Genomic DNA, 13,441 nt, shown 5'->3' with positions numbered 1-13,441 from the left:
GTCAGTGGCTCGCGGCAGTTGCGCCCATTTCATTGAGCAGATCAAAGGTGGCGAAACGCTCCATTGTGAAGGGTTCGAGTATCGGCGCGACCTTCTGGTTGGCGATGGACTGCGCCATGTACTTGCCCGCCACCGGAGTGGCTTTGAACCCCCAAGTGCCCCAACCGCAATCTAGCCATAGGTTGGACAATGGGCTGGCACCCATGATGGGTGAGTAATCGGGCGTCATGTCGGTAATCCCGGCCCATTGTCGCAGCAGACGCACCCCGTGCAGGAACGGGAACAAATGTACCGCGCCTTCGGCCAGATGTTCTTTCATGTCCAGTGTCGAGCGGGTGGAATACAGCTGATAAGGGTCCGAGCCACCGCCGATCACGATCTCGCCTCGCGAAGACTGCACCAGATAGGTGTGCAGGCTGACCGAGCTGACCAGCGTGTGCAGCCACGGTTTCAGCGGCTGCGTAACCATCGCCTGCAACGGATAGCAACGGATCGGCAATTCTACCCCGGCTTTCATCGCCATGTCGTAGTTCATGCCCCCGACAGCAATCATCACCTGACCGGCACTGATATCACCGCGATTGGTGCGCACTTTTGTGATCTTGCCACCGGCAGTGTCGAACCCTTCAACCTCGGTACGTTGATGAATTTCCACCCCGCGCCTACTGGCTTGCGCTGCATAGCCCCAGGCCACCGCATCATGCCGCGCAGTGCCTCCATCGGCGTGCCACAAACCGCCGATGATTTCCAGCGGCCCGCCCTCATCCATATTCAGATGCGGGGACAGTTCCTTGACCGTCTGCGCATCAACGACCTCGATCCGGGTGCCCGCGTGTTTACCCATCTCGGCCCGCAGATGGAACGAGCGTAGCGTCGCCTCGGTATGGGCCAGCGTCAGTTGACCGCGCTGGCTGAACATGACGTTGAAATCCAGCTCTTCGCTCATCTCCCCGTAAAGCTGCACACCTTCCTTGTAGAACGCGATGCCCTCTTTGGTGATGTAGTTCGAGCGGATGGTAGTGGTGTTCCGCGCGGTGTTGCCGCCCGCCAGATAACCCTTTTCCAGCACAGCCACATTGGTGATGCCGTGATACTTTGATAGGTAGTGGGCACAGGCCAGTCCGTGGCCGCCACCACCTACGATGACCACATCGTAACTGGATTTAAGCTCTGGCGTGGCCGGAATGTCTCCGGTGACAGGGTAGTCGGCGGATAGCCCGTATTTCAGCAGCCTTAGCGGCATTTTTGTTGTCCTGATTTCAGCGGTTGTCAGCGGCGTCATAAATCAGCGCGCCGAGATCCGAGAATTTGGCGTCCGGCGACTGCAACCCCAGAACCGCGTCGCGTATGGCGGCGGCACGGCTGACCCCCAGCGGTGGAGTGGCGAACTCCATGAACTTGGCAATCACTTCGTCACGGTCCATGGGTGCCTCGGGCCCGCCGCGCGCGTGGACGTCGCCCGACGCCAGTTCCCGCCCATCCGTCAAGGTCATGACGACATCAGCAACGCGGCTTTGAGGAAAGCGGTCGGAATGGCGCGCGGTCTCGGCCACCGAGATGCGGTCGACAATCGCCGCGACCAGCGGATCGGAGAGGCCCGCGCCGGTGATATGCTCGACCCCGATACGGCCGTGCGCCACCATCGTCGCCACAGCGAAGGGCAGCGAATACTGCGCCTTCGAAGTGTCATCCGGCATACCCTGAAACAGGCAGGCACTTTCGTGGAAAGTGTTCACCTGAATCGCGGCAATGTCCTGATGAGACAGGCCATATTCACGCATCAGCGCCCTGGTGGCGTCGATCGCTGCATGGGCCCAACGACAGATCGGATAGGGCTTCACATATTGATGTTCCATCTGCCAGAAGCTGCCCAGATCCCGCCAGTGATGCGCGACCTCATCCGCCTCTATGGTGATCGCCGGCGCGCCGGTAAATCCCTTCTCGGCCAGCACTGCCGAGGATACACCCACCAGCGCGCCCCAGCCCGAGCCGTCATGCAGCATGGTGGGGTTGGCAATCTCGCGCATCATTTGACTGCGCGGCCCGTGATATTCGGCGATGCCCATGGCCTGCCGCATCTGTTCCGCGCTCAGCCCGCGCAGACGGGCGGCAACGGCCACAACTCCCAACGCGTTCCATGCGCCGGAAGTGTGGTAGTCGCTGACTGTGTCATGCAACGAAATCCCGGCGCGCCCGGCGATTTCGTATCCAATAGTTACGGTCGCCAACGCCTCGGGGCCGGAAAAATCCGCGACCGTTTCCGCCAAAGCCGCCAGAACCGGCACAACGGCAACACCGATATGGCCCTTGGTGGGGTTATAGCCGTCATGGCCATCCAGATTATCGGTCTGAGTCGCAGCGGCATAAGCCGCGCCGGCAACGCTAACCTTGCGGCCATCGAACAGCATCCGTGCGCTGAGGCCCGGATCGCCCGCACCGTAAAGCGCCACTGCGCTGTCACGCGCGATCTGACCGGCCTGCATCGGTCCGGACCCGATGGTGATCCCCATCGTGTCCAGCAGCATCAGTGCCGCCGCTTCGAGCGCGCTGTCGGGGAAATCCTGCACCCTTCGATTTAGCGCAAACTTTGCGATAGTTTGAAATGTGTTGGTCACGATGCCCTACAGATGAGGTTTCGGGTTCGGCCAAAACCTAAGTGTGTTTGCCCATCGCAGCACGAAAACAATACGAGGGCAATGGCCCCGGAAAATTTGTGGCTTTGGCTCCGCTCCATTGTAGCATATGAACCAGATCAATTCCCGCCGCGAAACAGGATTCCCGGCGCACCACCTACCCGCTCGCCCAGGAACCTGTCGCAATGATGAACCTGCCCCACCTGATCTTCCTGCGCTCCTTCGAGGCCGCCGCCCGGTACCTCAGCTTTACCAGCGCGGCAGATGAGCTGAACTGCACCCAATCCGCCGTCAGCAACCATGTGCGTTCGCTCGAAGAGTTTTTGCAGCGGCCTCTGTTCGTGCGCCATGCCCGGTCATTGTCGCTGACCGACGTGGGCGAGGCGTATCTGCCTTCAGTGCGGCATGCTCTGCATGAGATTGACGTGGCCACACAATCGGTCATCCAGCGGTCACACACCCGCAAAGTCGTCGTGTCTTGCCCGGTCAGCCTGGCCGAGAATTGGCTACCGGACGTAATCCGGGGCTTTAGCGACCAGCACCCGGATATCGACCTGACGGTACACGGCACCGTCTGGATTGATGTCGAGCCGAACGTCTCGGACATTTCGATAACGGTCAATCATATTGACGATGTGACGGTGGGCGCGCGGCAGCTGTGGGCCGAAAAGCTTGCGGTCGTGTGCGCGCCCGAATTCACAGTCAATGGCGCGCAGCTGACCGATCCGGCGCAACTGCAAGAGGCGCCTCTGATCCATATTCTGGGTCGTCCAGCTTATTGGGAACGGGTCGCACGTCATTTTGATCTGGCAGACCTGAACCAGAAGGAAGGGCTGCGGACCAACGCTTCAAATCTGGCAATGGAGATGGCGGCGCAGTCGTTGGGCTGCGTCGCCCTGCCCCGCTCTCTGGCCGGGTCTTATGTGGACCGGGGGCTGCTGATCGAACCGTTCGAATTCGATTTGGACAGCCCCTGGGCCTATTTCGTGCGTCTCAAGGAAAAACCCGTTTCACCGTCGGTCAGGCTGTTTCAGGACTGGCTGCTAAACGCCGCCGCCAGCATGAACCGCTGACCTGCAACGGGGCTGCTCAGGCAGCCCCTTCCAGTGCCGGTTTAACATCACGCAGGCGGTTTCCATCCGGGTCAAAAGGAGGCTCGGACAGGATTTTCGCTTTATGGGGCTTGCCAAGGATGAACACTTCGACCGTATCACCAGGTTGTGCGAACTCAGGGTTTATATAGCCAAGCGCTAGCGATTTGCCGACCGAATAGCCGTATGCACCGGATGTCACGCGGCCAACCGGGGTACCATCCGGGGTAAAAATCGGCTCACCGCCGGTAGCGTCGGCATCCTCGGAGACTTCGACCTCGAAGATTGACAGCATTTCGCGTGCGGCGTTGTCCTTGACCGACAGATACGCATCCTTGTGCAGGAAATCCTTGTCTAGCTTGATGAGGCCCGCCAGCCCGACCTCTTGCGGCCAGTATTCCTGCGAATACTCACGGCCCCAAGAGCCATAACCTTTTTCGATCCTCAACGACCCCAGCGCGCGGCCGCCAACGGGGCCGCCATCCAGCAGCTTGGCCGCATCCAGCAGCGCAGCGTAAAGGCGGGTCTGATCTTCTTCGGCGCAGTGCAACTCCCACCCTAGATCGCCGGTAAAGCTGACGCGGATGGCCAGACAGGTGACACCCGCAACCTCGATTGTGGCCGAGCGCATAAAGCGGAACGCCTCGTTCGACAGGTCTGCATTGGTCAGCCGCTGCAGCAGGTCACGCGCTTTCGGACCGGCGACGTTGAACCCTGCTATGCGGTCGGTGGCGACTTCGAAGGTTGTGTTCTTTGGCAGGTCGATCATGTTGAAGAAGCGTTGATGATAGCGCTCGGCCATGCCCGATCCGATCATCATGTATTCGTCATCGGCCACCTTGGTTATGGTGAAATCGCCAGCCACGCCGCCACGGACAGAGATCAGCGGCGTCAGGCAAGACCGCCCAATCACGGTCGGTACGCGGTTGGCGACCAAGCGATCCAGCCAATCTTGCGCACCGGGTCCTTTGATGATGTAGTTCGCAAAATTCGATATGTCGATGACGCCCACATTCTCCCGCAGCATCTGTACCTCACGTCCCACCGGCTCCCACCAGTTCTGGCGTGTGAAGCCGTTGGTTTCCTGCACGCCGGGCTGATCGGCGAACCATAGGGGATGCTCCCAGCCGCAGTTCAGACCAAAGACACAGCCCATGTCTTTCTGCATTTCAAAGGCAGGGCGGACTCGGGCGGGGCGACCTGCACTACGCTCCTCGTTCGGGAAGTGGATGGCAAAACGGTGGGTATACTGGTCCTCAACCCGTGCCTTGGTGAATTTTTTGTCGGCCCAGTCGCCGAAGCGGGCCAGATCCCATGCAAACATGTCGTATTGCGGCTCGCCCTCGATCATCCACTGCGCCGCCAGCAGGCCCAGACCACCCGATTGCGAGAAACCCGGGATCAGTCCGCCGCAGAGGAAATAGTTCTTCAGTTCGGGCACCGGACCCCACAAGGCGCTGGAGTCCGGAGACCAGATCATCGGCCCGTTGATCACCCGTTTGACCCCCGCGGTGGCGGCAACTGGCACACGTTCGGTAGCGCGGATCACGTTTTCCATGATCCGATCCAAATCGTCGGGGAACAGGTCATGGGCAAAGTCCAGCGGCGTACCGTCCTCGGCCCAGAACTTCATGTCCTTCTCATAGGCCCCGATGAGCAATCCGTTGCCTTCCTGACGGAAATAGTACTCGCCATCCCGGTCTGCAATTGACGGAAGGCGACGGCCCAGATTGGCAACTTCTTCGATGGATTCAGTCACGAAGTACTGGTGCTCGGTCGGTTGCAACGGCAGAGTCAGCCCCGCCAGCGCCGCAACTTCGCGGCCCCAAAGACCAGCGGCATTCACCACCCATTGCGTGTGAATATCGCCCTTTGCGGTACGCACGATCCAAGACCCGTCGGGTTGCTGATCCGTACCTAGTACCGGACAGAACCGTTCTATGGTTGCTCCCATGGCGCGGGCACCGGCAGCATAGGCGTGGGGCACGCCCGAGGGATCCACATTGCCGCCATCGGGTTCATACATGATGCAGCGGATATCGTCGAACTGCGCCAGCGGGTGCAGTTCCTTGGCCTGCTCGCGACTGACCTCGTGGAAGTTCAAACCATAGAATTTAGCCTTGGCTTCCTGTAGGCGCAGCTGATGCTCGCGTTCTTCGGTTTGCGCTAAATAGAGCGAACCTGGCTGGAACACGCCGCAGCTCTGACCGGTTTCCTGTTCCAGCTCTTTATATAGATTCATCGTATAGTGCTGGATGCGGGTGATATTGTTGTTGTCATGCAGCCCATGAATGTTGGCCGCCGCGTGCCAGGTCGAGCCGCTGGTCAGTTCGTCCCGCTCTAGCAGGACCACATCGGTCCAACCCAACTTGGCGAGATGATACAGAATTGAACAGCCGGCTAGGCCACCGCCGATTACAACCGCTTGCGCATGCGTTTTCATGTGCTTCCCCTCTCAAATGCCTCAGGCGGCGATGGTTTTCATTGCACCCAGAAACTGGGCCACTTCGGCGACGCTGTTGTAGTGGCACATCGAAACACGCACGCAGCTGTCCATGCCAAGCGGTGTCAAGATGTTGCCCGAGTAGTGATCGGCCTTGCGCAAATGCGTACGGATGCCTTGTTCGTTCAGTTGCTTGACCACATCGACCGACGGCACGCCCTCGACCTGCAGTGACACCAGCCCCTCGCGTGCAGGGTTATCGACACCGCCCAGAATGGTCACCTTCTCCATCTCGGCCAGCCCAGGCAGGTTGCCGGTTCCGCGGATCATCGCATCAGTCAGCGCTTTTTCCTGCTCATGGATCGCCTCTCCGGCAGCAACGAATTTTGCGCGCCGGTCGGTGGCGTCGCTGACCTGTGCGCCCAACCATTCGAAATAGCTGATTACGTCAGACATTGTAGCGTAAGAGCCGGTATCGCGTGTCCCCATTTCCCAATTGTCGGCGGGGCCGTCGATCAAGCTGTTATGTGGCAGCTTGGTCAGCCGGTCAGAAATCCAGGCCACCCCGTAACCATGGCGCGAGAACACCTTGTAGGGCGAGATCACATAGCCATCGACATCATAGGCGGTCAGGTCGATCCGGCCATGCGCGGCGTGCTGGATACCGTCGATTATGATGAAGCAATTGGGCGCAACGACGCGGATCTCGGCAGCCACAGCCGCTACATCCACGCCCATACCGGTCACCGGCGAGGTGTGCACGATAGTCGCAACCTTTGTGTCCGGCGTTACCTGCGCCGCATAAGCATCTGCGGTGACGGTGCCTGTGGCGTCGTCATGGACCACCAGAACATGATCTTGCCCGGCCACCCCGGCCCAACGCGCGCAAGCGCTTCGGGTCGCGGGATGTTCCAATGTTGTGCTCAGGACCCGACCGGTGGCGGTGCCCAGACAGGCGTTCATTATCAAACGAAACAGCAGCTCGGTCCCGCTTTCGCCGACAAAGAACTGGCCACCGGGGGCGTTCATGAACACGGCCATATCTTCTTTGGCCTTGTTGATTACCCGCACCAGTTCGTGACTTCCCGGGTTGTCGCGGCCCTGATTGTCAGGGATCGCAGCATAAGCCTGCGAGGTGCCCACAACCGAATTCAGCGTCAGCGCCCCACCCGCGTTTTCAAAGAAAATACGCGGTCCCTGCTGCGGGCAGTGGTCAACCTGCGCAAATCGGGCACGGATTTGTTCAAGCAATTCTGGAGTGATCTTGGTCATCGGGAACCATTCCTGCGAAAATGTCATTCTGGCAAGATATATGCGCCCTTTTGCAAAACTACTCACAAAAAAACTTGGGGCATTGTGGGTGGAAATTGAGACCATCGAGCCAAGAGAACTCAGCCACAAGAACGATATGGTTCGCGAATTTCAATTTCGTCGGCCCGATCACACCCTCACGCATGCCTTCGCTTGGTTGAGAAACCGCTGGTCAGGCCGACGGTTTGTAACCTGAGCGTTGTTCTAGAGACATCGCTTTGCAGGACGGTGTTGAGAGAGTGACGATCCAACCTCATTGGCGCAGCCTGTACCGCCATCACAAACCAGACATCGTAGAAGCGGGCATGCATCCTGCATCCCGTTATTCCCATATCGGCAGGGGTATTTAAATTGATAGCGATTCATGCATTTGTTTACAGCAGTTTGGGATTTCGTCACGTCTTTCAGACCTGACTAATCGCCATTGTAAGAGATCACGAACTTGCCTTCGACGCGGCGATACCGCGAACCACTCACGCGCTGGTGGCGCATTCGTCGATGGTCAATAGCTTGTAACATATTGGTGTTTAGAGCTCGCTGCTTGAAAGCTGAAAAGTTAATCGTCTGCAACAGGTTAGCTTATGTCCAGACTTCGAGTATTAAATCAATTTGCCAAAATTTCTGCTAATTAGGCTTAAACCCATCATCGACGCACCAAGGACATACTCAGAGCAGCGACAGACCGGTGTTGCGACCCAAACGCCGTTGCCCCGCAAAAACTGACATAATTCACCTGAACGATGAACATTGGTTGTCCGGCCCACCAAAAAGGCAGGCCGAACAGTGTTAATAAGTACTTTTAGTCGTACAGAACGGCCGAGATCTTCGGGTCGTCAATATTCGAGGCATCGTAGTAGTAGAAGCCTGTGTCGATCAGACCTGGAACCTCTTCCCCATTCAGAGCCGCAACCGCTGCTTTCACAGTCTCATAGCCGATGCCTACAGGGTTTTGCGTGATCGCACCCGCCATTAGACCGCTCTTGATTGCGTCTTTCTGGGCCTTGCCACTGTCATAACCGATGATCACCAAACCCTCGGTGCCCAGCTCCTGAACACCGTTTACAACACCAATAGCAGAGCCTTCGTTGGTGCCAAAGATACCATTTAGATCAGGGTTAGCCGTCAGGATCGCCTTGGTGACTTCGGTCGATTTCAGGTGGTCGCCCTGGCCGTACTGAACCGTGACAACTTCAATATCCGGATACTTCTCAGCCATGCGATTGACGAAACCGTCGCGACGATCAATACCTGTGCGGCTTGTCTGGTCATGGGCGACAACAGCAACCTTCCCTTTGCCCCCGATTTTTTCAGCCATCTTGTCTGCTGCCAACCCTGCTGCCGCCAGGTTGTCCGTTGTCGCGGTTGAAAGCGGAATATCGCTATCAACACCACTGTCGAAGGCGATGATCGGAATGCCCTTTTCGTTGGCCTGCTTCAAAAGCGGGATTGCAGCTTGGCTATCCAGAGCGGCAAAACCAATGGCTTTGGGGTTGTTGGCCAGAGCGGCAGCCAGCATGTCGATCTGACGGTCCACCATGGTCTCATTGTCCGGGCCTTCGAATGTGATGGTGACATCAAATTCGTCAGCCGCCTGCTCCGCACCCGACTTCACGGCCTGCCAGAACTGATGCTGGAAGCCTTTGGATACCAGCGGGATGTAGATCTCTTCGGCTGCCGCCATCGAGGCGGGTCCTGCCAGGGTGGCTGCACTCAGCGCACCCAGAATGAAACGACGTGATAACATGTTTTCTCCTCCAGTTGGTCGTTTTGGTCTTTGAATTAGCTGCTTGGTCATCCCGATTTCTTGCGCCGTGCCATATCGGCATAGACGGCCAGGATGATGATTGCGCCGGTCACAACGGTCTGCCATTCCTGCGCAACGGACAGCACGCGCAATCCGTTGGTCAGCACGGCCATGATAAGCGCACCGATCAGCGTACCCAGGATCGTCCCGCGTCCACCGGACAAGGAGGTGCCACCGATCACTACGGCTGCGATCGCCTCCAATTCGTATCCCAAACCCAATGCCGGTTGCGCCGAGTTCAGGCGCGAGGCGATCAGGATACCGGCGATGCCGCAGATCGCTCCGGCCAGCGCATAAATACGCATCTTCCACATGTCGGTGTTCACGCCTGACAGGCGCACCGCTTCCTCGTTAGAGCCAAGCGCAAAGGTGTAACGACCCAGAACTGTGCGCCCCAGAATGTACGAAGCCGCGATGGCAACCAGGAACAGGATCAGCACACCGTTGGGGATGGGCAGTGACGGGAAAACCTCACCGATCAGCGACCCGCGCGAGATCTGGTCAAAGCCCGGCGTGTCATTGAAGTAGATTGGCCGTGTCCCAGAGATCACCAGCGACAGGCCTTTGAGAATCAGCATCATCCCAAGTGTGGCGATGAAGGGCGGGATTTTCATCTTGGCGACGAAAGTACCGGAGCAAAGTCCGCAGAATGCTCCAGCTGCAATGGCTGCGGCCACGCCTAACAGCAACGGCATTCCCAAATATGTCAGCACCACGCCGGCGATCACCGCGCAAAAGGTCATCAGTGTGCCGACAGACAGGTCGATCCCACCGGTGATGATAACCAGTGTCGCGGCGACGGCCAGAACGCCATTGACCGATGTTGCCTGTAGGATGGCAATCATGTTCGACGTCTGCATGAAGTTGGGTGAAGCAATGGAAAAACCGATTAGCAGAACGATCAAACTGGCAAAGGCCAACAGCTTTTGATACGCGCCGCTGTCCGCAAGACCCGAGAGTGGCTTTTTCTTTTCGATGTCGGTTGCTGTGGTCATTGGACTGTCCCTGTTACCTGCATCGCCGCTGCACGTTGCGTGGCCAGATGCATGATGTCTTCCTGAGTGGTGTCTTTTCCGCCGGGCAAAATGCCGGTCAGCCGCCCTTCGCACATCACCGCGATGCGATGGCTGAGGCGCATGATTTCGGGCAGTTCAGACGAGATCACGATGATCGTCTTGCCCTGCCCTGCCAGTTCTTCCAGCAACTTGTAAATCTCGGATTTCGCGCCGACGTCGATACCGCGGGTCGGTTCGTCAAAGATCAGAATATCGCAGTCGCGCAGCAGCCATTTGGCGATGACAACCTTCTGCTGATTGCCGCCTGACAGCAGACGAACCTCCTGCACATCCGATGGTGTTCGAATGCCCAATTGCTGGATGTAGCTTTTGGCGGTGTCGCTGATTTCACCATCGTGCAGAACCCCGCCTGCGCCGGTGAACAGGTCCATCGAGGCAAGCGCGATGTTGTCGCGTACATTCATACCAGTAGCGAGGCCGAAATGCTTTCGATCCTCGGACAGGTACCCAATCCCCGCTTTGACGGCGTCAGTGGGTGATTTGATCGACACCACCTGACCATGTACCCGGATTTCTCCGCTATCCTTGGGGTCGGCCCCAAATATGGCGCGCGCGACCTCGGTGCGACCTGCGCCCATAAGACCGGCGAAGCCCAGAATTTCACCCTTTTGGACCGAGAAACTGACGTCCTGAATTTCGTTGCTCCGGCTCAGCCCGGTGATCTGCAGAGACATCTCCGCATCACCCAGATCGGGCACGTCCAGCGGTTCTTCCTTGACCTCTCGGCCCACCATCATGGCGATGATCTGGCTGATCGGGGTTTCAGCAGCCCCAACTGTTCCGACATATTCCCCATCGCGCATAACCGTCACGCGATCCGAGATCTGCTTCAGCTCGTCCATCTTGTGGCTAATGTAAACGATGCCTACACCTTCAGCCTTGAGGCGGCGGATGATCACGAACAGCTCAGCAATCTCGGCGTCATTCAGGGCCGCTGTTGGCTCGTCCATGATGAGCACCTTGGACCGAAAGGACAGTGCCTTGGCGATCTCGACCATTTGCTGTTTTGCGATGGTCAGGCTGCCAACCAACGCCTTGGGATCAAGGCTGAGGTTCATCGAAGCAAAGATTTCGGCAGTCTGCGCATTCAGCGCCGCCTCGTCCAAACGGCCAAAGCTCTTACGCGGTTCGCGTCCGATAAAAATGTTTTGGGCTACAGTCAGGTCGTTCATCAGGCTCAGTTCCTGATGGATGATCCCAATACCTAGATCCTGCGCCTCGCGCGGGGCTGTCGGACTGACTTCGCGCCCTTCTATCTTCAAGGTCCCACCGTCACGTTGATAAATACCCGACAGGATTTTCATCAACGTACTTTTACCGGCACCGTTCTCGCCCATCAGCGCGTGAACTTCACCCGGTTCAAGATCGAATTGCACGGATTTCAGCGCGTGCACGCCGGGGAAAAACTTATCAATCCCCGTCATTTCGACCAGTCTATTTTTATTGCCTCCCATTTGCCCCTCTCCCCTTGGGCCAACGCGGTTTACATCACCGCACCAATTTGCCAGGGGACGAATTCAACGCCCCCAAATCCAAGTTCCTCGCTTTTGGTTTTCTTGCCTGAGGCGACACGGATCAGTATTTCGAACAGTTCTTCGCCCTTGCTCTCGATGCTGATCCCGTCTGTCACGATGTCACCGCAGTTCAGATCCATATCCTCGGCCATGCGGGCATACATTTCGGAATTGGTGGCCAGCTTGATGCAGGGCGTTGGCTGATATCCAGACACCGAACCACGCCCGGTGGTAAACACAATCAGGTTCGCACCCGAAGCGACTTGCCCGGTGACCGAACACGGATCAAAACCGGGGCTGTCCATGAAGACAAACCCGCTCTTGTCGATCATCTCACCGAATTTGTAGACGTCTCGCAGTGGCGCGGTGCCTCCCTTAGCTACGGCACCAAGCGATTTCTCAAGAATGGTTGTGAGCCCCCCGCGCTTGTTGCCTGGGCTTGGGTTGTTGTCCATCTCACCGCCGTTTCGGGCCGTGTAGTCCTCCCACCAGTGGATGCGTTCGATCAGTTTTTCACCCACCTCAACCGTCTCGGCCCGCCGGGTCAGCAGGTGTTCGGCACCGTAGATTTCCGAGGTTTCCGACAGGATCGTTGTTCCGCCATGGCGCACCAGTAAATCCGACGCATACCCCAGCGCCGGGTTCGCGGTTATCCCAGAATACCCGTCCGAGCCGCCGCATTGCATACCGACCGTGATGGCACTGATCGGAGCCGGAGCGCGTTCGGCTTGATTGGCCAGATGGGCGATGCCGCGCAACTCCGCCAGCCCCCGTTCGATAGTGCGGCGTGTTCCGCCCTCGTTCTGAATGGTCATATAACGCAGCGCGCCGTCAGCGCGGATTGGTCGACCGCCGACAAGATCTGCCACCTGCATGACTTCGCAGCCCAGACCGATCAGCAGAATACCCCCGAAATTCGGATGCTGTGCATAGCCGGCCAACGTCCGAAACAGGGTGGCATAACCCTCATCCTTGCTGGACATTCCACATCCGGTCCCGTGCACAATCGGGACCACACCATCAACATTGGGATAGCTTTCCAAGAACCCGGTCTTTTCCGCTGCGTCGGCGATAAAACGCGCTACCGAACCCGAGCAGTTCACGGTGGTTAGAATCCCGATGTAGTTTCGGGTTCCCACTTTACCGTCAGATCGATGGTATCCGTCGAATGTACGCTTTTCAGTCAGAACAGGCAGCGGGGTGTTGGCGCTGGCATGTGCATAGTCCTGCTGATGCGCCCCCATGCCAAGGTTGTGCACATGGATATGTTCGCCAGGCGCTATATCGCATTTGGCCTGCCCGATGATCTGACCGTAGCGGACAATATTCTCGCCAGTTTGGATTGATGACACGGCTAGCTTGTGGCCGCGGGTAACGGGCGCAGCCAATTGCACGGGAACATGTGCCGGCTGCTCACCCGCTTGCAAGTCACGCAAAGCAATAACGATGTTGTCCTGCGGATTTAGCTTTACGACATCGCGAGCCGCCTCTTCCAAAACGTTTATGCTGCCGTTCGCTCGCATCTCTTCTCCACTTGCTTGGTCAATGTTGCTAAATCCAATATCTCTA

General features: G+C 57.8%; 9 protein-coding genes. 1 reads left to right on the top strand and 8 read right to left on the bottom strand.

Annotation, left to right across the window (positions count from 1 at the left end):
• Position 1: 1 nt before the first annotated feature.
• Both ACR0CZ_RS01795 and ACR0CZ_RS01790 read right to left on the bottom strand, forming a co-directional pair.
• A complete protein-coding gene (locus tag ACR0CZ_RS01795; RefSeq protein ID WP_170394127.1) occupies positions 2-1,243 on the bottom strand; it encodes an FAD-dependent oxidoreductase in 1,242 nt (413 codons plus the stop codon).
• A 16-nt stretch (positions 1,244-1,259) separates the two neighbouring features.
• The gene (locus ACR0CZ_RS01790) at positions 1,260-2,615 is read right to left on the bottom strand and encodes an MmgE/PrpD family protein (RefSeq protein WP_170394129.1); all 1,356 of its coding nucleotides are present in this window, start codon (positions 2,613-2,615) and stop codon (positions 1,260-1,262) included.
• A 203-nt stretch (positions 2,616-2,818) separates the two neighbouring features.
• Between ACR0CZ_RS01790 and ACR0CZ_RS01785 the strand changes: the two genes are divergently transcribed.
• Positions 2,819-3,706: a LysR substrate-binding domain-containing protein gene (locus ACR0CZ_RS01785; RefSeq protein ID WP_170394131.1), complete on the top strand. Its 888-nt coding sequence runs from the start codon at positions 2,819-2,821 to the stop codon at positions 3,704-3,706.
• A gap of 16 nt (positions 3,707-3,722) precedes the next feature.
• On the opposite strand, the gene ACR0CZ_RS01780 is transcribed toward ACR0CZ_RS01785, so the two are convergent.
• The 6 genes from ACR0CZ_RS01780 to ACR0CZ_RS01755 form a co-directional block, all read right to left on the bottom strand.
• Entirely contained in the window at positions 3,723-6,167 is a 2,445-nt protein-coding gene (locus ACR0CZ_RS01780; RefSeq protein ID WP_170394133.1) for an FAD-dependent oxidoreductase, read from the bottom strand.
• A 21-nt stretch (positions 6,168-6,188) separates the two neighbouring features.
• Positions 6,189-7,439: an aminotransferase class V-fold PLP-dependent enzyme gene (locus ACR0CZ_RS01775; protein ID WP_170394135.1), complete on the bottom strand. Its 1,251-nt coding sequence runs from the start codon at positions 7,437-7,439 to the stop codon at positions 6,189-6,191.
• An 838-nt stretch (positions 7,440-8,277) separates the two neighbouring features.
• A complete protein-coding gene (locus ACR0CZ_RS01770; RefSeq protein ID WP_170394137.1) occupies positions 8,278-9,222 on the bottom strand; it encodes an ABC transporter substrate-binding protein in 945 nt (314 codons plus the stop codon).
• A 47-nt stretch (positions 9,223-9,269) separates the two neighbouring features.
• Positions 9,270-10,277 (bottom strand): ABC transporter permease, encoded by a 1,008-nt coding sequence (locus ACR0CZ_RS01765; protein ID WP_170394139.1) that lies wholly within the window; start codon positions 10,275-10,277, stop codon positions 9,270-9,272.
• Positions 10,274-11,812 (bottom strand): sugar ABC transporter ATP-binding protein, encoded by a 1,539-nt coding sequence (locus ACR0CZ_RS01760; RefSeq protein WP_480502973.1) that lies wholly within the window; start codon positions 11,810-11,812, stop codon positions 10,274-10,276. Before ACR0CZ_RS01760 ends, ACR0CZ_RS01765 begins: the two co-directional genes overlap by 4 nt.
• A 29-nt stretch (positions 11,813-11,841) precedes the next feature.
• Positions 11,842-13,395, bottom strand: coding sequence for an altronate dehydratase family protein (locus ACR0CZ_RS01755; RefSeq protein ID WP_170394141.1), 1,554 nt, complete (start codon positions 13,393-13,395; stop codon positions 11,842-11,844).
• Between the last annotated feature and the right edge of the window lie 46 nt (positions 13,396-13,441).

Source organism: Ruegeria sp. H9 (genome assembly GCF_056532915.1).
The sequence above is the reverse complement of the archived record's forward strand: the minus strand, read 5'-3'. Positions and strand labels throughout refer to the sequence as shown.